Source organism: Tunicatimonas pelagia (genome assembly GCF_030506325.1).
Lineage (GTDB): Bacteria > Bacteroidota > Bacteroidia > Cytophagales > Cyclobacteriaceae > Tunicatimonas > Tunicatimonas pelagia.
The window spans coordinates 1-24,062 of sequence record NZ_CP120684.1; the positions used below are offsets into that span (position 1 = coordinate 1).

At 42.5% G+C, this 24,062-nt stretch carries 23 protein-coding genes; 12 read left to right on the top strand and 11 right to left on the bottom strand.

Annotation, left to right across the window (positions count from 1 at the left end; genetic code table 11):
- Positions 1-1,350: an FG-GAP and VCBS repeat-containing protein gene (locus tag P0M28_RS30370; protein WP_302211060.1), complete on the top strand. Its 1,350-nt coding sequence runs from the start codon at positions 1-3 to the stop codon at positions 1,348-1,350.
- A 127-nt stretch (positions 1,351-1,477) separates the two neighbouring features.
- On the opposite strand, the gene P0M28_RS30375 is transcribed toward P0M28_RS30370, so the two are convergent.
- The 5 genes from P0M28_RS30375 to P0M28_RS30395 form a co-directional block, all read right to left on the bottom strand.
- Positions 1,478-2,164: a thermonuclease family protein gene (locus P0M28_RS30375; RefSeq protein ID WP_302211061.1), complete on the bottom strand. Its 687-nt coding sequence runs from the start codon at positions 2,162-2,164 to the stop codon at positions 1,478-1,480.
- 103 nt (positions 2,165-2,267) lie between these two features.
- Positions 2,268-3,179: a bile acid:sodium symporter family protein gene (locus P0M28_RS30380; protein ID WP_302211062.1), complete on the bottom strand. Its 912-nt coding sequence runs from the start codon at positions 3,177-3,179 to the stop codon at positions 2,268-2,270.
- Between the two features lie 71 nt (positions 3,180-3,250).
- On the bottom strand, positions 3,251-5,542 hold the full coding sequence (locus P0M28_RS30385; RefSeq protein WP_302211063.1) for an ATP-binding protein: 2,292 nt from the start codon (positions 5,540-5,542) through the stop codon (positions 3,251-3,253).
- A 21-nt stretch (positions 5,543-5,563) separates the two neighbouring features.
- Positions 5,564-6,757 carry a hypothetical protein gene (locus P0M28_RS30390; RefSeq protein WP_302211064.1) on the bottom strand — a complete coding sequence of 398 codons (1,194 nt, stop codon included), beginning with the start codon at positions 6,755-6,757 and terminating at the stop codon, positions 5,564-5,566.
- A gap of 428 nt (positions 6,758-7,185) precedes the next feature.
- On the bottom strand, positions 7,186-7,434 hold the full coding sequence (locus P0M28_RS30395) for a helix-turn-helix transcriptional regulator (protein WP_302211065.1): 249 nt from the start codon (positions 7,432-7,434) through the stop codon (positions 7,186-7,188).
- 45 nt (positions 7,435-7,479) lie between these two features.
- Here P0M28_RS30395 and P0M28_RS30400 point away from each other — a divergent pair, with 45 nt between their 5' ends.
- The 4 genes from P0M28_RS30400 to P0M28_RS30415 all read left to right on the top strand — a co-directional run bounded on the left by P0M28_RS30400 (position 7,480) and on the right by P0M28_RS30415 (position 9,476).
- Positions 7,480-7,887, top strand: a complete 408-nt coding sequence (locus tag P0M28_RS30400; RefSeq protein WP_302211066.1) for a hypothetical protein — start codon at positions 7,480-7,482, stop codon at positions 7,885-7,887.
- 22 nt (positions 7,888-7,909) lie between these two features.
- Positions 7,910-8,101, top strand: a complete 192-nt coding sequence (locus P0M28_RS30405) for a hypothetical protein (protein WP_302211068.1) — start codon at positions 7,910-7,912, stop codon at positions 8,099-8,101.
- A 143-nt stretch (positions 8,102-8,244) separates the two neighbouring features.
- A complete protein-coding gene (locus P0M28_RS30410) occupies positions 8,245-8,475 on the top strand; it encodes a hypothetical protein (protein WP_302211069.1) in 231 nt (76 codons plus the stop codon).
- Positions 8,472-9,476 carry a hypothetical protein gene (locus tag P0M28_RS30415; protein WP_302211071.1) on the top strand — a complete coding sequence of 335 codons (1,005 nt, stop codon included), beginning with the start codon at positions 8,472-8,474 and terminating at the stop codon, positions 9,474-9,476. Before P0M28_RS30410 ends, P0M28_RS30415 begins: the two co-directional genes overlap by 4 nt.
- Positions 9,477-9,483: 7 nt before the next feature.
- On the opposite strand, the gene P0M28_RS30420 is transcribed toward P0M28_RS30415, so the two are convergent.
- Genes P0M28_RS30420 through P0M28_RS30440 form a run of 5 tightly spaced genes read right to left on the bottom strand, consistent with a single transcriptional unit; the run spans position 9,484 to position 13,800 of the window.
- Entirely contained in the window at positions 9,484-9,774 is a 291-nt protein-coding gene (locus tag P0M28_RS30420; RefSeq protein ID WP_302211072.1) for a hypothetical protein, read from the bottom strand.
- A 4-nt stretch (positions 9,775-9,778) separates the two neighbouring features.
- Positions 9,779-10,144, bottom strand: a complete 366-nt coding sequence (locus P0M28_RS30425) for a hypothetical protein (RefSeq protein ID WP_302211073.1) — start codon at positions 10,142-10,144, stop codon at positions 9,779-9,781.
- Positions 10,145-10,193: 49 nt separating this feature from the next.
- Positions 10,194-12,140 (bottom strand): type IV secretory system conjugative DNA transfer family protein, encoded by a 1,947-nt coding sequence (locus P0M28_RS30430; RefSeq protein WP_302211074.1) that lies wholly within the window; start codon positions 12,138-12,140, stop codon positions 10,194-10,196.
- A gap of 3 nt (positions 12,141-12,143) precedes the next feature.
- The gene (locus P0M28_RS30435) at positions 12,144-13,403 is read right to left on the bottom strand and encodes a DUF5712 family protein (RefSeq protein ID WP_302211076.1); all 1,260 of its coding nucleotides are present in this window, start codon (positions 13,401-13,403) and stop codon (positions 12,144-12,146) included.
- 1 nt (position 13,404) lies between these two features.
- On the bottom strand, positions 13,405-13,800 hold the full coding sequence (locus tag P0M28_RS30440; RefSeq protein ID WP_302211078.1) for a BfmA/BtgA family mobilization protein: 396 nt from the start codon (positions 13,798-13,800) through the stop codon (positions 13,405-13,407).
- Positions 13,801-14,507: 707 nt separating this feature from the next.
- On the opposite strand from P0M28_RS30440, the gene P0M28_RS30445 reads away from it, so the two are divergent.
- Both P0M28_RS30445 and P0M28_RS30450 read left to right on the top strand, forming a co-directional pair.
- Positions 14,508-15,254 carry a ParA family protein gene (locus tag P0M28_RS30445; protein ID WP_302211080.1) on the top strand — a complete coding sequence of 249 codons (747 nt, stop codon included), beginning with the start codon at positions 14,508-14,510 and terminating at the stop codon, positions 15,252-15,254.
- Positions 15,255-15,258: 4 nt separating this feature from the next.
- A complete protein-coding gene (locus P0M28_RS30450) occupies positions 15,259-15,753 on the top strand; it encodes a hypothetical protein (protein ID WP_302211081.1) in 495 nt (164 codons plus the stop codon).
- A gap of 325 nt (positions 15,754-16,078) precedes the next feature.
- Here the strand turns inward: P0M28_RS30450 and P0M28_RS30455 are convergent, their stop codons facing one another.
- Positions 16,079-17,794, bottom strand: coding sequence for a toprim domain-containing protein (locus P0M28_RS30455; protein ID WP_302211083.1), 1,716 nt, complete (start codon positions 17,792-17,794; stop codon positions 16,079-16,081).
- A 445-nt stretch (positions 17,795-18,239) separates the two neighbouring features.
- Between P0M28_RS30455 and P0M28_RS30460 the strand changes: the two genes are divergently transcribed.
- From P0M28_RS30460 to P0M28_RS30480, 5 genes are all read left to right on the top strand, one after another.
- Complete coding sequence (locus P0M28_RS30460; RefSeq protein WP_302211085.1) at positions 18,240-18,590, top strand: hypothetical protein; 351 nt, start codon at positions 18,240-18,242, stop codon at positions 18,588-18,590.
- 291 nt (positions 18,591-18,881) lie between these two features.
- Entirely contained in the window at positions 18,882-21,332 is a 2,451-nt protein-coding gene (locus P0M28_RS30465) for a TraG/VirB4 family ATPase (RefSeq protein WP_302211086.1), read from the top strand.
- Complete coding sequence (locus P0M28_RS30470) at positions 21,332-22,576, top strand: hypothetical protein (protein ID WP_302211088.1); 1,245 nt, start codon at positions 21,332-21,334, stop codon at positions 22,574-22,576. Before P0M28_RS30465 ends, P0M28_RS30470 begins: the two co-directional genes overlap by 1 nt.
- On the top strand, positions 22,577-23,203 hold the full coding sequence (locus tag P0M28_RS30475; protein WP_302211090.1) for a hypothetical protein: 627 nt from the start codon (positions 22,577-22,579) through the stop codon (positions 23,201-23,203). It abuts the gene before it with no gap.
- A 6-nt stretch (positions 23,204-23,209) separates the two neighbouring features.
- Positions 23,210-24,061 carry a DUF4138 domain-containing protein gene (locus tag P0M28_RS30480; RefSeq protein ID WP_302211091.1) on the top strand — a complete coding sequence of 284 codons (852 nt, stop codon included), beginning with the start codon at positions 23,210-23,212 and terminating at the stop codon, positions 24,059-24,061.
- The last annotated feature ends 1 nt before the right edge of the window (position 24,062 follow it).

Consider the following 24,062-nt stretch of genomic DNA (forward strand, 5'->3'; position numbering starts at 1 on the left):
ATGCTGTCTTTGCCTTTAGAAAAAGTCTTTTGGAAAAGGTTTTTGAGTTGTTTAATAGTAATTATTGGACTAGCCAATTCTACAATCAATGGTCAGATTCCTAAATATTGGTACTTTGGTCATGGATTAGTAGTCGATGATTTTAATAATGATTTCCACGATGATATTTTAGTCTCAAATTTTAAAGGTTCAATTACATTGTATCTATCAGATTATTCCTCACAAAGCATAAAGTTTATTGAGCAACCAAGTATTAATGTTTCGTGCGATATAGGATCTGAAATGGAAAGCGGTGATTTTAACGGTGATACAAATACTGATTTCATTGCCACAGTCACATCATCACCTAGATATGTCCGTGGAGGCTCCTTTTTGCAATATTTCGGGGATGGAAGAGGTGGCTTCGAGTATATAAACAGGCTATCCCAAGAAGGTATAGGAATTGACGAATTTCTGGACGGGTTTGGTTCTAGTTTAGCAGTGGGGGATATAAATAATGATGGATACGATGATGTAGTGGTAGGTGCGCCAGGTGAACACCTCCCAAACCAGTTTTTAAGGAATAAACCTTATGGAGCTTTATTCGTTTTTTTTGCCAAAAATGACGCTTTAGATCCCATAGGTTATTTAAAAATGTACGTCGATACAAGGGCACCCTTTCGTCAGAATGTTTATGCAGGATCTCTATTTCCCCGTCCAATAGCATTAGGCCAATCAAATAAATCGTTTATTGCTGTAAGTGCCATGGATTCACCCGCTCCCTACTATCTTAATGGTCGGCTACGAGACAATACACGAAGATTCAGAGGCGGGGCTGTTTACACATATTTATACTCAGAAGGTGAGATAGAAGAAAATGGTATCATATTTGAACTTCCAGAATTTTATGAAAATAACACTACACCAATACCCGCATGCAACGATGGAATCGATAATGATGGTGATGGTCTTACCGATCTAGATGACCCTGGCTGCACATCAACAACCGATACTAATGAATTCAATGTAAGCGATCTTTCAGGATTTACAAATTTACTATTGACTAACTGTGATACTGATAGATCGCAATATAAAGTTTGGATTAGAAATATAACTGATAATACTGGATGGAATGAAATAGGTGAAATAAACTATCAAGGTAATTCATCTGGTACATGCCCATCTGGTGCATATCAACCATTTAATGTTACACTGGCAGGTAATCAGAAACTGTATGAAGTAGTCGTCGTTGATTCAAATCTATTAGGTTGTGGAGGACGTAACGATCCCACCTATGCCAGTTGCAGAAAGTGGTCTGTGGTACTAAGATCGAATCCAAATGGTGGTGTAGCAACTCAATTGCTTTACTAATATATATAATTGGTCTTTTTTTTAGTCCTCTCGTTTATAGCTCTAAAAAGGTAAAGTAATTCTCTGGTATCAGTCTACTGTAAAATCTGTCCGCTTATGCTGACGAACCCAATCTCCTGATACTTCATCAATGTTTCACTCTTCGCCAACCAGCCTGCTGTGCTTCTTCTTCACTACAGAACCAGCGCTCTCCCTTAGTTTCGTCGATACTCGTCTTGTTGTACCACGGGCTTGTTGGAGTGTGATAGATTTTTTCACCGGACCGGCTGATGTTTCCTTTGATCTTACAATCGGCCGATGTTTCGGGAGCTCGGCTCATCGATATTTTCTGGCCCGGCTGGCTTTTGGTTATTTCTGATTGCCTACCCCTACTCGACCGATAGCTCCAAGGCTCTTCAAACTGGTACTGCCAAATACCTCGTTTCTCGGTTTGAGCCAATTGCTCGGTAGTTACGTAGTCGCTACTGTACCTTCGGTAAGCCAGGGCGTATCCTTGTGCCACCATCCATTCGTTGATATTGATTCCATCTACAAAGCAGGTGGCAATCTGCCGGCCGTACTTATCAACTTCTGAAGACTGGCATTGGACGGTACGGCCGGCAATGAAACGATCAAGTGCTAGGGCCGCTTGCTGTCCGCAGCGGATCTGCTTACTCGATACATCGGTACACCACTGGCCAATTTCAGGAGCATCGATCCCCAGTAAGCGTACGCGTACCCCATGAATCTCAATGGTATCTCCATCTACGACTGTAGGAATGCCGATGAGCGTTCCAGCGAGCAGGTTCCACCAGAGAATAAAAGAAATAACCATTGGCCAAAGTTCGCCTGAAGGTAGACAGCAAAAAAATGAAAAAACGTAGCAGGTTTGTCCCGTAAGTTTTTCCAACTAATTCAATGCCATAAAATACTAGGGTTTAAGTGTTAGTGTTCAGAATCCTCCATCTTGACATACCCCAAGCTAATAGGAGTCCGGATATCATATCCCATATACCCCACCATCCGGCAAGAAAAGCCATTCCGCCCCTTCCATCGAAAAAATTAAAAATAAGAATCAGGGCTAATCCGGAATTTTGTATTCCAGTATCCAAACTAATTGTACGTCGGTCTTTGTAGTTTAACCCCAATCCGGTTGCTACTGCATAACCCAGTGAGTAGGCAGCAGCATTGTGAATAAGAACGATCATGAATAGCAAATGAATGTAGCGATAGAAGTTATCAAAATTGTTACCCAGGGCTACAACAATAAACACCAAAAATATGATGACAGAGATTACTCGAATCGGCTTCAGGATGGCTTTCGTTATGCCGGGTCGCCAGCTGGCCCACGTCATTCCTAAGAGCAATGGGATCAAAACAATGAATACCAGCGTAGTGAGAATTTGAAATACCGGAATTTCCACTGCTTGCAGCGTAGTTTGGCCGCGCAGATATACTCCTGACCAAAGTGAAAAATTCAGGGGTAAGGTAATAAATGAAACTAGTGTCGTGAGAGCCGTCAGGCTTACTGAAAGTGCGCCGTTCCCTCCTGCCAGGACAGATAATAGGTTAGATAATGTGCCACTTGGGCACGAGGCGACTAATATCATGCCTAGAGCGATGCTCTGGGTAGGCTGAATTAGCAGTACAATCAGATAGGTAACCAGAGGTAGCAATACGACCTGGGCAAGCAGGCCTACGGTGATCGCCCTGGGGCGGGTGAGTAACCGTTTAAAATCTGCTACAGTAAGCTCAAGAGCGATACCGAACATAATAACTGCCAGGCAGAAGTTGAGCACCCACAGGTTTTCCTGGCTGAAATGAAGCGTTTGTTGATCGAGGTTTTCCATAGAGGGCGCAAATAACCGAAATTTGCCCTCCTTAGACAACCTACACGAGCGATCCTTTTTCTACCGCTTGATCAGTTGCGGGCCTCTTCGTACAGTTTTTTGATAACGTCCCCTCTCCGGTTGACCCCTATTTTCGTAAAAATATTTCGTACATGGGTCATTACGGTTTTATCGGAGATATTCATTTGGTCAGCAATTTCTTTATTGGTAAATCCTTCCTTAAGAAGTTCTACCACTTCAACTTCTTTATTCGATAGATCGTATTTTTTGTAAGTAACCGTTAAGTCTACCGAATGGCTCATTACGCCATTCGTGGTTTGCCCATTATCATCAGACGGATTAAAATGCGATTGCCCATTGCTATGATTGAGGCGAAATCCCGACTGTATTTGTCCGATCAGTGCTCGGTTTAGGTTACGTGAGTTCTCAATAACTGATCGTACTTTTTGCAACAATATCGGTAGCTTAAAAGGCTTCTCAATAAACCCTAATGCCCCTAGCTTGAGACTGATCATTTCATTAGCACCTCGCGATTTCGCGGTTAAATAGAGCAATGGAATATGGCTGTAATTTGGATTACGCTTGATAATTTCGCCAAATTTAAACCCGTCAACATTGTCCATCATAACATCCGAGATGATGAGATCCAAATGGTCAATCATTTTGAGTTTCTGTAAAGCTTCTCTGCCGTCCAGTGCGGCGTACACATTGTACTCCTCCGATAGCTTATCGGTTAGGTACCGAAGCATGGATACGTGATCCTCCACCACTAGTATTGATGGACGTTGGGTATCGCCTACTACATCCTGAACCGGTGCCACATCCGGTAGTATTTTTGATTGCCCAACTCTTGGCGAAGCAATATCCACTATCTGATCAGCATCTTCATTTACGGGAAGACTAATTTTTACGATGAGCCCCCTAACGGTATTGCTGCTTAGCTCAATCGTACCGGATAGACTTTCTACTATTTTATTGACGATTGAAAGGCCCATACCAATTCCTTCACTACCTCGCTTCTTTTGGCTTGCCTGAAAGTAAGGGCGTAGTACTTTTGCCCGAAGGTGCTTGGGTATTCCTCTTCCGGAATCGGATACTTTAAATACAGCCCTACCTTCTTCTGTATATAGCATCACCGAGATTCTTCCCCCAGCGCTGGTATACTTGATCGCATTCTCTACGATATTATTGACGATGCGTACTAAAGCATCCGGGTCTGCTTGCACTAGAACTGACTCTTCCAGATCGTCTAACAGCTGAATCTTCTTATTTGCTGCTAGGGGTTTGAAAAGTGATAGCCCGTTAGTAAGTATACCGCTAAAATTAGCCGTTTGCTCATGATCGTAAATATTTACTCCTTTATCCAGTCGTTCGATATCAAAGTAGTTTACAATATCCGTGATTAGTTTTTCTACATTATAGCGTATGACCGATAGCTCTTCATTTACCCCGTACTTTGCAATGTAGTCCGACAGATAGTTATGAATCAGCGTAAGCGGTGTTTTCGTCTCATGCGCTAAGTTGACAAAATTATTCCGTTGCTGAGTAATGGCTAATTTTAGTGCTTCAGTACGCTCTTCAATGACCTTTTCTCGATTCTTAATCGTGTTGGAAAGCAGTGCGTTGGTTTCCTCTAAGCTACTGATGAGCTCCTTGTTCTTTCTTTCCGATACTAGTAATCGCTGGTATTCATTTTGGGCATCCCGAACCAATGATTGTATATACACTGCGGTCATGAACATCAAGCCGAGGTTGGTAGACACGTGCTCGATCACGTTGTTCATATTGAAAAATATAATAAAAGGCAGCAGTACCCAGCATGAGATAGCACTGATCACTGAAAATAAGTAGATTCGGTAATCCCGCCGCTGTGAAGGCTCTGTCTGGTCGTATTTATGGACTAGGAAGCGGATAACTCTGTACACAAAATACAATCCGTACAGCGTTGGTATGGGGAGTAATATCATCTGACTAAACCTGATATCTCCGGTGGCAAATAATACTACATCAAAAACTAAAAATGGAACGAAGAGAAAATACCAAACCCCTCGGGTTGACAGCCACCGAAGATGCGCTAGGTTGAATGTCTCATAGATATAATAGATGAAATACATACTCATGGCAATCGCGGAGATATGACCAATAGTATACTGTATTTCCAATGGAATAGAGGAGTCATAATTGGGTACCAGTCCACCAGTAATGTTGTAGACAATGAGCATGAACAGCAGTATCAAGTACAATCGCCTTGATTTGTCACTGGGACGCTCTAGGTAATAAAGGAACTGGAACAAAAACGCAACTATCTCAACAACGATGATCGCTAGTACGATAGGATCAATAAGGCTTTCTGACTGCTGCATAATGGTATATGGTGTGATGAATTAGGTAATAATCGGAGCCCGCTCGAAGGATGCATTCTCATCAAAGAGCTTTCGGTAGGTCGCCATCGTGCGCGCCTTCTTGCAGCCTAAGGCTTCCATGACCCTTATCATTTTCGGATTAAAGTCCCCAACCCAACTAACAATATAGTTATCGTACTTGTAGTTGTCAGTAGAGGCAACCCGGTTGAGGATATCTTCAAAGAACAATCCTTCTAACCCTCTTCGCTGGAATTCCGGTTTGACGCCAAAAGTGACCCCAAAAACAGTACTGGGAGGAGATACTTGCTTGTAGTAAAGAAATTTAAGTTTACCCCACCAATTCATATTGTCTCCTACCTTTTTGTAAATCTCATTCACATTAGGTAGCGCGATCATAAATGCAGCGGGTTTACCCCGGTAGAAGACAAACATCAGCACGTCCGGATCTACAATCGGCTTGATGCGTTCCAGGGTCGTAAACACCTGCGCTTCCGTAATTGGTTTGAAGTTATCTAGTACGCTAAAGGCATCGTTGTATATTTCCATGAAGTAGTTGGCGTACTGTCGGGCTTTTTTCTTTTCATAGTGCCTGATTTCCACTTCCCCTTGCTGATGCAGACGCTGCGTATGACGTTGGTATATGGGGGGCAATGGGTCGTGAAACGAGCGGTTGAATATGAGCTGCTTGAAGTAAATCTTGAAACCATATTCTTCAAAGAAATTCACGTAGTACGCTGGGTTATACCCCTGGTTTGCGTAAGGGCTTAGCTCAAAGTTTTCTATGATCAGTCCCCAAAATTTATCCCGCTCTCCAAAATTTATGGGTCCGTCCATGGCTTCCATTCCCCGCTCTGCTAGCCAATCTTTACAACGATCAAATAGCGTGAATGCAGCCTCACGATCTTCAATGCACTCAAAAAACCCCATTCCTCCAGTTGGCTGCTGAAACGTCTGTGCATTACGGTGATTGATAAAAGCCGCAACGCGGCCGATACACTCTCCAGAAGCATTCTTTAAAATCCATCGTTCAATTTCCCCATGGGCAAAAAAGGGGTTCTTATTAGGATCAAATACTTGTTCTATTTCCTGACGGACGTAGGGAATCCAGTAGGGATCATCTTGATAAATAGTGAAAGGAAGTAGTCTAAACTGCTCAATTTGTTCCGAACTTCGGACTGCCTCAAGTGTCAGGCTACTGGTTATAGTGGTACTCATGGACACAACGGTTAGGGTATAGTTAATTGGTAAATAGCCGAATAGTCGTTGACCGTTTAGCAATCGGAATCACTAAATAGTTGATAACATTCAAATTGAATACGTCTTGCTGATGTGGTAAGCGCAGTAGTCGGCGGCTGGAAAATAGGTAGGGTTTGCATAGTATTGTTACTGTTGATCTATTAACAGGTAAGTAGGCAAATAGTCCTATGACCTTTATTACATAAGCTATCACTTTTAAGATACCTTAAATGTACATCATTATTGGTCTGCTTGGTTTCATCTGGCCTAAAATATGTAATTATTTTTATACTAATATCATTTGAGAGGCGAATATTACTTAATTATAAGGACGGAAATACTTAGCATTAAGTATTGACTCTACTAGCGTAGTCAACTAGCTTCGTTGTAATTCTATGTTGAGGCAGTCAATCAGTGAACAGGTCATCCAGGCTAATCTGCAATAGTTGGCAGATACGGTAGGCTACCAGCAGGCTCGGGTTGCTTTTACCACGTTCGATGCGGGAGTAATGGGTAATGTCGATCTCAACGCGTTCGGCAACATCAGACTGGGTATAATTGAGGTTTAGCCTTGCCTGCCTGATCCGACTCCCGACCATCTCATTTAGCTTTTCCTGGTTTTCCATAGCACAAGAAAACAGGAAAGCATGGGCCATAGAACAGCAAATAGTCCTATGATTTTTAGTATTTTTTATTTAACTATGAAGATGATATTGGTTATGACAAACGAAGAAGTACGCCAACTTTCCCAGTTAATGATTAGCTATTTTGGGCTTAAACCAGATCATAGGATTTCAGCACCGACTCTCCCACCCTTCTACACTATCGTAATTCAACGTTTCCTATACCACGAGCATAACTTGTCGTACGATCTGGATAGTAATAATTATAAGCCCCGTCCCCCCGCTACCCCGTATTCTTCAACAAATACAAGTACTGAGCTTTCAGCTGCGTTAACGCAGCTTTGCGAGCACTATTGGAAGAGTTATCGGGTGGTTCACGGAAGTGATGCGGAGCCACCGCAGTATTTAGTGGATGTGGTGGATTTCATTGAAAGAAAATACTTCCTGCTGTTTTCTTACGAAACCGGATCGTTCAGACCCGATTGATTGTACCTTAACCCCTATTCCTATGAATGAAAGCAACCCACTTACAGAATCGCAAACACAGTTTATTATGGATGTTGAGATAACGATGCGGGAGGTAGACACTCGCAATATTACCATGCATGAAGGATACCGACGCTTGATTCAGACTTTCAAATCCCACATTACTGCCGATGGTAGCGATCAACCAGAAAGTACGAAGGAAGAACCGTCCTAGCGGATCTTACTAATAAGACGCGAATATAATCTCCGGCTCCAAGGCAATGAGAGTAAAAGTCAAGCTTTCGATGCAAGCTCTAGGCGGTAATCGCTAACAAATTTGCCATATTTTTCGTATATTGAGCTATAAAACTAAAGATTATGTCCGAGCTCCAAGGAAACACATTGATTGTCGAAGGGGTGATGCCCCCAGCTAAGTTCCAGAGAATTTTCGACCTGATGGACGAGCTACACGAAGGTAAAATCACCCTAGAGCAGTACCGGCAGATTCCTAAAGAAGACCGCCGGGCGGCCCGCGCCTGGAGGGTACAGCAGGCCAATCAAGGTCTGGCTGAACGTTATCCTGACTGGGAGGTAAAAACCCATCAATGAGCCTTACCAAGGGTCACTTTGCCGTTGATCCTGCGCTTAATGTCCCTTTCTCGGGTGGCTCGGGATCCCAACTCGATCGTGATCGGCTCCGTCTTCTGAAACTGGAACTCAAACACAATCCAAAAGCAAGGTACATCAAACAAGCCGTAAAGGAATTTGTACCTGGTATGCAGAAGTCGCTAGAACGAATTCCCACCGGAAGCACCATCATTGTAACCCCTTCCACCTCGGGATACAATACGATTCCTGCTGATCTTGCAAAAGCCCTTCAAAAGAGTCGTGCTGATCTGGAATTCGTCAACCTCAAACAAGATATTATAGAGACTGATCATGATTTTCAGTCGAAAGTGAAAGGCAATTATGGGAACCTGGCCCATGATCCCCGACAGTTTATTTTTAACGAGGCAAAGATCAAAGGAATAGCCCAGAATAAGCCCTCGGCGTTTATCCTAGACGATTCCGTTTCTACGGGAGAGACGTCCTTTGTACTCCAACGCCAGCTATCTAAACGGGGCTTGTATGCGCAAGGAATGGTTGCCGCAGTTTCTCGAGGGCAGTATCATACCTATCCTTCAGACATGCTGCGTATATACAACAAACTCACCGAAAACTATCCCTCTGACTATCACCCTTCGCAGATCCGACAAGATATATACACCCAGTTCGCAGGATTTCCCCGGAAGAAAGCGGCTGATTTTGAACGCGCTATAACTTCCGGGAATGCTTCCTATCGAGCTGAAGCCATTCAGTACCTCAGAAATTCCTCTGAGCACTATCGGTCTGAACGACTCGATCCTCAAAGCGTGTTAGAAAGAACACCCCCAGAACGTACCCCTTGGGTAAAGCAACCTACCCGCTCAACCAAGGATCTACGAAATCAAATTTCTATTAACTACCCCAATCTTAGTGATGAAGATGCTGACCGCTACAGCAAAATGATGCAACAGCAATCAGGAAAAGGCGGTAGTCAGGGAAAGGGGTTTGGAGCTGAGCTGGAGTAGGCAGAACTTAATTCCGTTCCGAAGGCTCTACTACTCGTTGGAAGCGCTCACAAAGGGTAATGTATTCATCATATTCATCCCTCGTGGTAGGAAAAGTTATACACTCCCCTACCTGCTGAACAGATGTAGCCTCCACCCGGTACACAACAGGAGAACTCGCCCCTTCCGGTAAATACTCAATCCGAACCATCTCTACTGCTGTGAAATCCCGGTACCATGAGATTATTGGCTGAACGATAAGCATACCCAATGCTAGAACCAAATAAGGAATCAAAGAGGTTGGTTTATTCTTCAACATATAACTAATGAGCTAGTTCTTTGGCATAAAGTTCCTCTCTGAGCGTCTTGCTGTGCTGATCGTAGAGCATGATGAGCAAGTCATCCGGAAGTCCATCTCCTCGCAGACATGAGTAGGTAACGTACTGATATCGGTCCGCCTTATGCTCCAGGGCTAGATAATGAGCTTCATCAAATAGGTATACATCCTTGCAGGGAAACCTCCCTACGTTGTAAGCATACAGTGCCTGACCATCAACAACCACAGCGTAAGTATCCTGAACCGCGTTTAAGTGCGTTGTCGCTAAAACATATCCCTCGATTCGGTGAAAGTAGATGGATACCATTCTTTTATTCTCCCAGATGACTTCAGCTAGAGAATGGTCTTTCAAAAATGGGAGGTTGTTGTTCTTAATTTCCGAAATAAGGTCAACAGCTTCCCTAGGCCGATTCGGATGACTGTGCTTCGCTTCCATAAATGTTAGGATAGTTGGTAACAATAGTTTCTACCTCCTTTTTGACTTTATTAAAATGTTCTTGGAGGATAATATTGGTATCTTCGATCGGGTTTCCGTTGGACTTGTGAACAAACTGTACAAATGGTTTAATTGTGTGCAACCGTTTAAAACGATGCCGCTTGAAACGAACCCAAAAGTAGGGCTGTGCTTCGTCAGTTGTTCTACCAACGAACTCCCCTTTTTTGAGTGTCTGAACCTCTTCCTGGCGAATGATGGGTCTCTCTTGAATTGAGAACCCATGTCCAATGTTTTGTCCCCCACTCTTATAATTTTTGCCCTCATTTTTTGAGATTATCTCCCGATCTTCTTTGCCAATCATAGCACTGACCATACGAGCGGTATCGGGGTGATTAATACGACCAAAAAAGATGTTATTCATATTGGCTATGATCGTCTGCGCTTTTTGGTGTCCGTATTTTTCTACCAACATTGCGGTATCCTGGGCAATCAAATTAAGGGCAATTTTATTGCTACGCGCAACTGCTCCTAAATGATCGAGATCATCGAGGTACATCGTCGTTGCTTCATCAAGCTCTAGAAAAGAGGGATGTTTACCCGCCACGTTCATTTGCTGAAGAGCGGCCGTGAATATACACGAGATGATAGGAGCTAACGATTTACGTATCTGGGGACTCATTCCCACGGATAGCAGTTTGGGGTTTTCCGGGTCATTGATATTCAGGTCAAAATCATTACCGGTAAGAATCCAACATAGTGCAGGAGTGTTTAAACGTACAATCTCATTTTGCAGTGAAGAAACCTGCCCCCCCAATTGCCGATCCGCATTGGCATCCAAAGAAGTAAGAATGCTTCGGATATAATCACCGGCGATAGGATCAACGAGTAGCATGGAAAAAACATGCTTAAAGTCCTGGTATAGTATCGTGTTGATTATGTGAGGGAGAGTGCACTGTTCAGGATGACGAACTTTATAGAACCAAATCAAAGCTGTAAACCAGTTAATAGCACTCTGGGTAAAGAACTTCCCGTTGGCTCCTTTAATGGCGCTGTGGTCAAGGTTATGATAAATACTGGTCGCCATCTCTTCAGCATAATTGATGCTTTTAACCTGATCCGGCCGTATCGGATTGAACCGGTGGCATCGATCTGGTCGCTCGAAATCCACAATGTAGAGTGGCATAGGAGCGGATTCCTTTTTAAATGGTTTTTGCCACCTTCGTCGCTTCTCCTTATTGATTAGTATTGTGTTTAACTCATTCGTAAGGGTAGGGAATTTATAGTCGTAAAGAATGCCACAGAATCCATTTTCTACATACTGATGCATGTAAGGCCTCACTACTGATTCAGTCTTCCCCGATCCCGAACCTGCAATAACCATGGTATGCCGGTAGGGTTCTGTAACGTTGATATAGCCCTTCCCTTTAGTGGGTAAATTGATTGACTCTTTCGTCTTTACTTTTCTTCTTTTCACAAAACCCTGGCCCCGTTGGTGTTTCTCAGGGTGTAGAAACGTACACAACATTAACAGCGTAATGGTAGCAACAAATAGGAATGGATAGCCATACTCAAAAGGAAATGGAGTTGATTCAAAGTATATAAATAGCACCCCGCAGACCAAAGCACCCAAAAAGGCAACCCCCTGTATCCTCGGAGCTATGTAAAAGGGCTGATGGCCCGGTTTCCTGTACTTGGGTATTTGATTAGCTACGCGAAGCAGCAAGATCCACAGAATAATGAACGATATTCTTAGCGGTAAGAGCAGTTGCTCAAGCCATTGGATCGGCTCAATCAACCAATCCACAATGCCCCCCTGGTGAATAACGAGCAAATAATAATCAGCACCTAGCAAGGCCAATACTATGACCGTGGTAAAGAATAATATATTGAGTAGTTCTCGTTGATAGTACATACGCTAAGAAAGTTCAGTACGATCGCTGCCTTGGCCACGCTCGTGATATTTTTTCAGTCTTTTTCGCTCTTCATCGAGTAATAACGTTTCCTTGATCAGGCCAGGGCCAGTACTTACACCCCCAATTTTGCTAAGCAGCTTTTTAGCTCCTGAGGTTGTTCCCAGTTGGGAGCTTGATAGGAATTTTGTCTGGTACCCTATGTTCTTATCAGAAAGGTATTGCTGGTCTAATGTACGAAAATATTCTGATGCTTTTTGGTCTCTTCCTCGTTCTGCATAGAAGTAAGGATCATGGGTAAAATCTCCTTGAGCGAAGCGATACTTCAGTTTAGTCAGGTTCACAAAGAAGGCCCTACTGTAGTTGCACTTTTCCCCAATGTCCTGTAGTCGTTGTGGGTCAATTTTCTCATTACCGGTATGGAGGTTAATATGTTCCACTGCTTTGGCTATTTTCTCTCTAAAATACGAATGATCTCGTTCACTACGCTCCTTATAAAAACCAGGTTCAATAGTATCCCTACTGTAACCAAACATACTTTGGAAGTGCCGAGCACTGCGTTCTTGAAAACCCCTTATGTGAAACCTCGCTTTCTTAGTTCTGGGATTAAGCATGTATCGCTGATCGCGATCTCTTCTACTTACTATGATATGCACATGCTTATTAAGACCTGGCTTCTTATCCCCCACGCTGAAGACAGTCTGATCGAGTTTACCTAACTCACGTTTGACAGCTCGTTGAAATATTCGTTCTATTTCTTTCCGGTCATTCTGATCTTCGCTGTCATGCAACTGCCCTACCCGCACCTGTTCGGCTTTGCTTAAGAAACTTAAATTATTCAAGTCAATGTTTTTCACATCTCGATCTTCATGAATGGTAGCATACCATACCAAGTCATTGGATGACAGTTTCTTTCCATCTTTTAACCGAAAGGTCTCAGCATAGTTGTTCATCACCTGGCGTACATATTTCCTTAGTGCTGCGTCGTCATTTTGTATATGAGCGAGTTCATTTTCGCTTGGACTAACCACAATACTTAAGAACTTCTCCTGGTCAGTGCGAACCCCTTTCGTATTTCCGTTAATGGCATCGCGCACTTCCTTCGCAGAAATTTTATCATTTTGCTGATTGAAAAAAATGTCAGTATCCTCGCTTTCTTCCTCTTTAGACTCGTGTTGAAGATACTCAACAAGCATGACTACTGAACCAGTATTGTCGTAAACTTTACGACCGTCCCTAGAAGGATTGATGATTTTGATGTGCATATTACGCCTTTGCCTCTTTGATTTTCTGCTCTACGTAAGTACTTATTTCCCGCATACGCTCTTCTCGTTGGTTGGGTTCTACCGCGACTTCTAATAGCAAAATTAGCAATGCATCCTGATACAAACGGTTGCGAATGACCTCCTCGGTCAAGTCTGAAAGTAAGGTTTGCTCCTGATGAACGATGTAACTTATGATCCTATCCGTGCTTTTTTTCATGACCTGGAGCAGGTCAAACGACTGTCCTGGACTGTATTCTAATGGATTTATACCCCGGTTCGCAAAGAACCCCATACTCGCCTCAGCGTATTTCTTCAATGTCATCCGATGATTTTTTGCCTCTGCGCCATACTTTGCGTGCAGGGCACTATTTATCTGTAGCGGTTTTCGCTTTGTCATACGTAAAATTTTACTAAATATAATTGATAATCAGTAATTTGCAATGAATAGTATACAAAATATCAGCTGAAAAACTATGTTTTTCATTCTAAAGTATTCAATAACAACTATTTACATAGTAATTGAGTTGTTTTGTAATCTTTACTTCTTGCTGATACTTCGTATCACATTATACACACACCCTCATAGCCACCCTCTACGCTCTTTCTTTTTCTGACCGCATCAGACGCTTATGTTGCTTACCTCCCAATCTGCAGTTCAGACCGCCTTATTTAAGGCTCTGTACTGTCCGATGGCTATTGATGGGGTATATATCCATATTTGACTTGCATCGCTTAAAACGCCTTAAAATGGACAATTCCTAAAGTAAGCTCTTAAAACAGTTCTTTGGTCTAAAAATGATTGCGCTCCATAGATTAATGGGTTAATGGGTTAATGGGTTAATGGGTTAATGGGTTAATGGGTTAATGGGTTAATGGGTTAATGGGTTAATGGTATACTATATCTATGATTTCATGGTTTCATGGTTTCATGGTTTCATGGTTTCATTAATTTATAGAAAATTATTTTAACAGTTTATTGAATTCATGGATTAACGTATCTATAATTACATAAATTAATATATTACTGGTTTAGTACATTCATGATTATATTATTTAATGAATTAATGCTTATAATATTCTAATAATCAATTAACTCATAGATTAATGAAAGTATTATCAATATCTAACAAGAAGGGGGGGGCTGGCAAAACCGTGGTCTCAGCATTATTGGCAGTAACTCTCTCTAGGGACTACAATAAAAAAGTACTAATGCTCGATGTTGATGAGCAGCAGACACTTACCGATGTGCGAAGACAAGATCAAGATTATTGTGCAGAATTCCCGTATGAACTAATCGCTAAACCATTTAGAGTATTAGTAGAAACAGCTAATGGAGTTGAGATAAAAAAAGATAGCAACGGAGATGAGGTTAATCCAGCAGCGGACTTCATAGAGGATTTGAAGGAAAACCCACAGTACGATGTGGTACTGGTAGATATGCCGGGAAGAACAGATGATGAAAATATACTTGACGTAATCACAGTATTGGATGGAATACTGGTACCTATTGTAACTGATCAAAATGACAAACTATCCTCAGCTAAATTCTTAGAGAGCGTCCATAAGATTAAAGAATATTATAAACAGCAGGGAGTGGATTTCACTACTTATGGATTTCAAAATATGCTTGACGGTAGGAGAGAAGAACAGGAGTTAGAACAATTCTGTAGATCGATCAACCTCAATTTATTTGATACTGGTCTAAGGGATATGGTAATCTATAGCCGATACAATACGTACGATAGTTATCTAGCGAAAGGAAGTAAAATAATGGGCGATTATGTACCCCGTACAATAAAGGATGAGCTGAAGAGCTTCACTGAGGAATTTATTGAGAAATTTAACATTTGATATCATGGCCAAAAAATCAGTCGTAGCAGATTTACCTAGCGCAAGCCGCGGTAGAAAAAAATTAACCAGAAATATTCTCTCAGAAAGCTTTAAGGAATCCTATCCGGAAGAAACAGAAGCTGCCAAAGCTATCGCTGATGCAGACCAAAAGAAAGAATCTGATGTAGAAAATAGTAACTCTACAGTAAGTGTTGACGAAGATAAAAATACACAGCCTACCGATATCAAAACAAATGATGAGAAAAAGTCCTCCGAAAAAGCACCAGTTGCTAAGAGAAAGGGAACTCGGAAGAAAGCCAAAGTAGAAGAGGCCGGTACAGTTGAAATGGAGCAGCCAATAAAAGAGTTTACAACTCTTAACTGTTTGAAGCCCACTCATGCTAGAATAGCAATTGTTTCAGCTCTACTTAGGGAACCCGTCTATAAGATTCTTGAAGAAGCCTTAAACGACTATGTAACCAAGCAAAAAAAGTCAGGAAAAATAACGCTGGATATATAGCAGAAGAATGATAGCCTTTCACAAAAAGGAGAAAAGGTAACAGTTACTGTGAGTACTTATGTATCAATGAGCCACAAGCGGGACAATAAGACCAGCTTGAACGAAGAGAATGTTGGCATATATGACAGTGGGTAGGAGGGATAACACGAAGATTTTCAACTTTGAGCTCTTGCTCTACGTATGCGGTATCAACAACAAGTTCAACATCAATTTCTTCAATGGGTAGTAAATTCGCTAAAGTATTCATGTCTATAAAATTTTATTGAAGTAAATAGTAACATGTAGTATGCTATGTGGTAGGAATTGAAAATTCTGAAGACCTGTTCTAAAGCCCTTGTTCTTTTTGGTTGCCATATGATTTACCTTTATCGAGTTGATTTCCTTTAACTACGTTCTCTGCCTCGACAAACTTCTGTACATCATTTTCCTGTAGATGAGGATATTTTTTGTAATAGCTTAATTGCTGATTAATTCGTTGACTATCTGGGTGTTGCGAATTAGAAACTACTAATCCATCGAGTTTATGATTGTATTGCTCTTTCAGTGAGCGATACCGGCTATCAGACATGTCATTAGTATTGGCGGAAGATTGACGAGCTTCTGGTTTCATTTCAGTAGCCCGTTGAAGGTGGGTATCAACGTCTTGTATTGCTTCTTGCCCCGATTTAATTTTATTCAAAGTTTCAGACATCTGATGATCTTTAGAAGGTTGATGGGAACCGAGTGATAAGCGCTTTACGTCATTGTCTACACTTACAGCAACTTGCTTAGACTTGGATGATTGCTCGGCAACGAATGCTTCGTCAATATCCGTCCCAATAGCTTTACCAAATTTCCGATCGCGGTTGACATAGGCAACCTCTGCTAGTGAAAATTCAACTGATTTACCATCAACCTGACGAGTTACGTAGTAACGGTTAAGATTTGGGTTATTGGAAAGTTCAGGATATTTCGTTTTGTCACGATCTCGTACAATTTCATTTACTGAATCAGGTGCAGGGATTTTATCTTTCAAAGATGCCTGTTCAGGATGCTGATAAGTAGGATCGTTCAATCTAGAATGGAACAATCGCTGGGCAAATAGATCTGCATTCCAATCTTTGAAACTGGACTTGTCAGTGTGAATTGGGACATTGGTGCTTTGTAAAGCTTCCTTGTAGAGCTGGTCATAACGTCGGCCTGCTACATCATCGTCATTAGCCAAGGTAACTGACCGCGCTCCAGAAGCCAATACAAAATGATTCGCGATTTCTAATTGTTTGTTCGAGGGATTACCAGCTGGGCTTAAGTATACTAGATTATCGTTGGTTTCTTTCCCATGAAGTTGGTAATGACTCATCGCATCTACCGGATCCTCGGTAATAACAATTCTATCAACTGGTGTATCGGGTCGGGTAGGGGAGGATACCCAAAGTCCATCCCGGTTACCTAAAAAACGTACCTTATGCGGACTCTTCATGGCCACGCCGGCGACCTTTCCAGTATCGTCCTTTAGAGGAAACGCCACAAAACGAGCATCCGGCGCGTCATTTAGCTTGATTTCATTATGGAATGCAGTATGATTCCGAATATCATGACCTAGCAACTTGTTTTCAAGAAACGGTTCATTAGCCCCACTTTCCCCTTCAACAATCTTAGCGACAATGAACATTTGACGCCGTTTCTTGGCCTCATCATCCTGGCTAGACTGTTTTTCCCTTTTAGTTGATTCTGGGGCCGACTCATTCCTCGACACATCGCCCAGATACATTTTTAAGGCTTGACGAGCCCCATCAAGATCTGTTCGCTGCCGACTCATGACAAAATCTACCACCGTGCCCTTATCGTTGGGATCGTATAGGCTTACGTAATAACTAGGATTTCTATATTCTTTGTTAATTGGAACATATACTTTATCACCTGTAGTCGGGTGTGAGTAGGCCCTATGCTTCCTAGAGTCCCGATCCTTATCGACTTCATATCCTTGATGTGTAAGGTATTCAGTGATGTCAATACGTTGTCTATAGTCCTTTAACTCGTCCTTAAGCCTATTATCGTTCATAGCGCTTGTATTTTTTGAAAGATGAATACATCAACTTTTGAGATTTTTTTTGAGTAACGTTTGGAAGCTAAAAAAAAAAATCAGTATGTTTACAAAGCAATTATAAAACTATTTATTGTGTTTTGGAAATCAAAAGGCAAGAAACTTAAAAATTACCAGGGAATACGAAATATCCAGTACCGATGTACGGATGAAGATATCGGGGTCAAGAAAATTCCCATTCGAAAGCAGCGACAAAGGGCCTTCCGAAAAATATTTCAAGAGCAAGCCAAATCAAATATGCAAGAGCGGCTAGAAAACTTTTCTCAATTTCAATCACAATTAAAACAGTAATCTTATGGAACAAAAACCATTGATTCAGTCCGGTTCTTTGATACAAAGAACCAATCCAGCAAACCAACCTAAAGTATCGCTATGCGGAAGAACCTTTCGCATGCTCGGCGGTATGAGGTGCGGATTCAGAGCCTTGATGGCGATGATATTGCTGGGAGTAGCATCCGTGCAATCGGCTCATGCCGAAATCGTGGATCAGTTCAATACCCTCGGGGAAGACGTTGAGGCTTGGGCGAATATTCTTATTCCAACGGTCATCGTCTTTGCTTTCATTGCGGTCATCTTTTATGTGGTCACTAGCAGTCCAAGATGGAGAGGTGCACTTGCTGTATTTGTCGTAGCACTAGTACTTTGGGGGGGATTAGACGAGATTGTGACCTGGGCGCACAAGATCGGCGGTGGTGATGGAACTGTCAATATCGTTGGCAACAACGGTGGTTCTGGTGGCGGAGCCGGCGGATGATGGATAGTTTTAAAAAATTGGACGAGCCACCCGGAGTCTTAGGAATTTCCTTTGAAGATTGGAAATTGCTTCTTCTGGTGGCTTGTACCGCCATTATGATGTCCAATTTTGCTGGTAAGCTCATTGACTTGCCATCCTGGACATTCTGGGCGATACTGTTCCTTGCTCTCCTAGCCTTTTACTTATTACGAAGAAGCAACAAAAGTAACACACCCTACTATATACAGAGTAGACTAGCCTGGAGAATCACGAAGAAAAACCTTATAGTAACTCACACAAAATTACATCACTATGATCAACCTGATGAGGAAGCTTCGTAAACAAGAACGGAGTCTAACTGATGCTTTCCCAGTGATAGCCATAGAAAATGATAAAGTTGTATTTCGAGATGGCCGGATCAGTATAGGTTTTGAAATTCATGGTGCCGAAATGGAAACTTGGTCTCCCGCTGATTACGGATCATTCAATAACCAGCTGGTACAGCAGTTAGGGAACTTCCCTGATGAAACCACTATCCAAAAGACAGATATATTTTATCATAAAGATTTTGTCGGAGATACTGATAGCAGAGAATTCTTTGAAATGAAGTTAAATAAGCACTTCTCTGACCATATAGTGCTTCATCATCGCAGCTATCTTTTTCTTACATTCCCTACCGAGGGCAGTCAGTGGCGGTCCGCAGTACATCCGTTAAACACGCTTATGGTCGCTACCAAAAGCATGATGGGTACGAACATTTTCCGGAATATTGAACGTTCTCTAGGATCTACTGAAGGGCTGGGTACCGAGTTTATGCGTGGTATTGATGGTAAGGGTGGAGTAACGCTAAGACGACTGTTGGGTAATGATTTACTCAAGTTGTATAACGACTATTTTACCCTTGATTTCAACGATGATCCGGAAGGGTACTCATGTGCTATTACGGCGAACCGTGATGGTGTGCAAGTAGGAGAAAAGCGATTGAATATCGTGACAATGCAAAACCGGGGAGCATTTATTGATGATGCCGTAGTGAATAGTCACGGAGTTACCTCAGCGTATACGTATATGTTGGGCAATTATCTTCAAATACCGCATATTACTACCACGACGTTGCGATTGGATAACACCGAAAAAGGATTAAAGAAACTGGATAATAATAACTTTTTCAACAAGACAGTAGGTAGGCTAAAAACCCAGGACAATGATATTAGTGGTGAAACCATTGAAGCTTTTACAGCGATGGTTCGTCGAGAAAATCAACGTCTTGCTTCTGTATCGGTAAATTTAATGATCTATGATGCCGATCCTCACATACGCCAAAAATATTTAGAAGATGCAAAGCGAGAGATCAGGGGAATCGCTGGCTCTCAATGTATCGTTGAAGCCTCCGATACCCTGGCCCTTTATTTTGCCAATGCCCCCGGAAACGCCTTCAATAATTATCGCTGGATGTTGATGAGTGATATGATGGGGAGTAAGTACTTTAATTTCACTACAAACACGCGTAGTGCTCAAAAAGGTGATCTGATATGTGACCGCTTTGGTAATCCTATCCGCGTAAACTTTTTCAATACGAAGTTGAGTAATCAAAATGCCATCATCGTAGGGGAGACCGGTGGCGGTAAGAGCTATACCAACGGCTTCTTTATGATTCAACGAAAAGAGCGAAAAGCACGGCAAGTGATTATTGACAAGGGGGGGACGTATCGCAATATGATGCAGATGCTCAATGGGGATACCTTCGAGCAGACGTATTTTGAGTATGATCCGGCCAAACCCATGTCTTTTGCTCCCTTTCGGGCGAACAAGACTACCGAAGGCATTTATGAGGTAGATCATCACAAGATTAAGATGATTATGGGACTACTCGTAACGATATGGAAAGGGGCTAAAAATATAGACGCTATTGAAGAAGTAGAAAAGAGTATCCTTCTGGATATTATTGAGCGTTATTACAAACACGCGGGTGAGCATGATATTACTGCTAGTTTTAGTACGTTCTATGAGTACTGTCAAAGCCTATTGCAAGCTGAGGAGAATAATACAAACGTAGCGAATTGGTTTAAGTACTTTGACATGCAGGCTTTTCTTCTAGTGACAAGAAAGTACTACGATGGGAACTTAAAAGACTTGCTCAATGCGGAGGTTCACCAGGACCTAAGCAGTCATGATCTTATTTGTTTCGATCTGGCCAATGTTCAGGACGACGAGATGATTTATCCAGTGGTCACTCAACTCATTATTCAACTGGTACTGGACCAGCTAAAAGATTTTCCTGATGATGAAAAATTCATTTATATAGATGAGGCCTGGTCTATGCTAGAAGGTACGCTGGGAGATTTTATGCAAGGAATGTACCGAACAATCCGTAAATTGAATGGATCAATTTGGATCATAACCCAGAACATCGATGATATCATCAAATCACGACATGCTCGGGCGATCTTGGCCAATGCTGCAACGAAGGTTGTACTAAGACACACTGACAATAGCTTAGCCCACGACGTGGCCGATGCCTTAGGCTTTACCGATCACGGGCGAGACCTATTATTCTCGCTTCGTGACGGTGGATACTTTCGGGACATCTGCATAAAGATGGGTGAACAAACACGCGTATACGCTTTGGAATCCCCCCCTCATCAGGACGCTGTACTTTCCTCGAAACCTGAAGAGCGAAACGAGTTTGTCCGCTTACTTAAAAAGTACGGAAGTCAAGCTCTAGCCCTGGAAGAATTTGTTGAGAAAAAACTATCAGCCTAATGGAAGTATTCGAAGGATGGAACCTAGGAATTCTAGTTGGAGACCTGATTGGAATCTTCATTAAGGTTGCCCTGGGTATATTCGCTATATCATTTCTAATTAAGTTTGTCTACGAGTTATATCGAGGCCTGCTCGTAGATGGATTTCGTCTAGGTATCACCAATTTCATACAAATTTTGGTGATTGCTGTAGCCATTGGTTCCTATGATGAGTTGTGGCCTAAAATTGGGGATGCATTCTATTTAATGTCTGAAGAAATCCGGGGAGAATCAGAGACGGCATTCCGTAATACGGCGGCCTGGGAAGCCATTAACGAAAAAGTGGGTATCCCGGAAGGAGAAAGCAGAAGCACCTTAGAGCTTATCCGTGACTGGGGAGGAACGCTATGGGGAACGGCAACTGGCTGGCTTCAAAATCTCTGGAGTTTGGCCTTTTCCTTGAGTATGCAGCCGTTGGCTTGGATGCTTCGGGGGTTGATGGTTGCCTTTAAAAATATCGTGTACGCCTTCATGCTGATCGTGGGACCAATTCCACTGGTATTAAGCTTGATCCCCGGTCTGGGGGGATTGGCTACCCACTGGGTTAAAAATTTTATAGTCGTCAGCTTCTGGAATGTTACCATTGCCATTTTGGACGTCGTTTTGAAAGGGCTCAATGTAGCCTTGATTGCTGATATGTTTAATGGGGATGAAGAACTGTCTATTGCCATGTTAACCATGCTTACAGCTGTCATGTATCTGATGGTTCCATATTTAACATCCCTCGTGATCGGTCAAACGGTCGTGGCCATGGCCGGACAAAAAATGATTATGCAACCTTTGACTACGGCGGCCATACTAGGTCGCTTAGCGGCTGGAATACCCTCGGTGCCTTCGGGAGCATCAGGTGCGAAGCCTGCGGCGGCGATGACCACGAACGCGCCTAGTAATGGTGCTGCCCAAAAATCCGGATTGATTACTATGGGTAGTACGAATGCTAAACCGGTGCGGACAGCTTATACTTCATCACCATCGCGTTCCGGTCAAACCGCCAGCCCGGAAAAGGAATATTTTGCTACCGCAACTCCAGTGCAGTCTAGCAGTGGTAATTTGAACCCCGGAAGTACTCCAACCCGACAAAGTAACTATCGTCGGGAGCCTCGCTACATTACCAGCACCCCGGCACTACCACCGGCGTCAAGTTCAGAAACGCTTAGTTCAGATCAAAAAGCTAAGTACCAATTAGGACCTAAAAAAGAGAAATAAATGGAAACAATTAAAGACTACAGCCGGGCATTCCAGGCTATGCGATTCGTCGCCGTATTTAGTGTATTTAGCTTCGTAGCTAGCACCGTGTTTTACTATTTTCAGTATCGGAACATTGTAGACCAACATAAAGAAATAATTTATGTTTCTACCCCCAATGGCACATTTCAGGCTACCCAAGCCTCGCAGCGGGAAGTACATCCAGTGGAAATAAACAAGCACTCTGAACAGTTTATCAAAACAATGTTCTCCCATGATGCCGAAACGTATGAAGAGCGTATCAGCAAGGCCATGAACTTGATTAATAAAAAAGATGGTGTGCTCATTGTAGCGCAATTTGAGGGTGAACCAGGTAAAAAGAAGGGAGTCCGAGATGGCTACATTCGCTGGGGATCACGGACAGAGGTAACCATTGATTCAATTAAGACGGTTTCTCAAGGGATTATGCCCCAAGTGAGAGCTTACTTTAAACAGCAGCATTTCATCGGATCCGAGCTAAAGAGTGAATTGTCAGTAGCCTTAGAGTATCAGGTCGTGGATACCTATCGCTCAGAGAACAATCCCTACGGATTGCAGATAACCAACCTAGATTTCATCTTGCACCCAGAAGCGGTAGCAGCTAAATAAATAATCATGAAATTATTATTCAATATCGCCTTAGTAATGATGGTTATCAGTGTGTCAAAGAACGCAATGGCAACCGATACCATTTATGTTAATAGTGACCAGCATGCCTACCTGGTATTCGATGAAGAAGTTTCCCTACTAGATTTAGGAGGAGAACGTGAATATGGTATGGAAATTCCTGAAAATGTAGTTTTAGTGCGAGGGTTTGCAGCTCGCGCTGAGAAAAATGCAGTGTATCTTACAGCCCGATCCGACACAGCTACGGAAACAAGCATTTTTGTACAGGCAGGCAAAAAAGCGTATGTGGGGGTGGTGTGTTTCCGGGACGTGACTACGAAACTGCTATACGATCAACGGGACAGAACGCTCAATAAAGCAGCATCCTACGATCGGGAGAACTACGTACCCGAAGTGGATATTTCATTAATTGAAGAGCGGTTGTATCAGTTAGATCAACAGAAACGAGAAATTTTAGATGTTGGGGTATCTAATAACAAAGTGGATTGGTCACTCACGAACTTGCGCGTAGATAATTCAGCCATTTACCTTAAGCTTCGTTTGGAAAATCAATCTGCTTTAGTGTATCGGATTGAAAGCATCAGTGTAGAAAATGCCGAATTTTACCGAAAACGGTTGCTCAGCAAGAAGAAAGTAAATAAGGTACCCGTGGAACCATTGGTAGAAGGTAGTATTGTAGATGTCCGGCCGTACGATCAACACGATTACTACTTAGCGATTCCTGTCTATGCGGTTGGTGATCAGGGAGCGGTAATGGTGACCATTCGGGAGACCTCAGGTATCCGCTCCCTGCAACTTGAAATTCCGCCTCAGCTAATGGCTAACGCAAACCTTTTTTAGC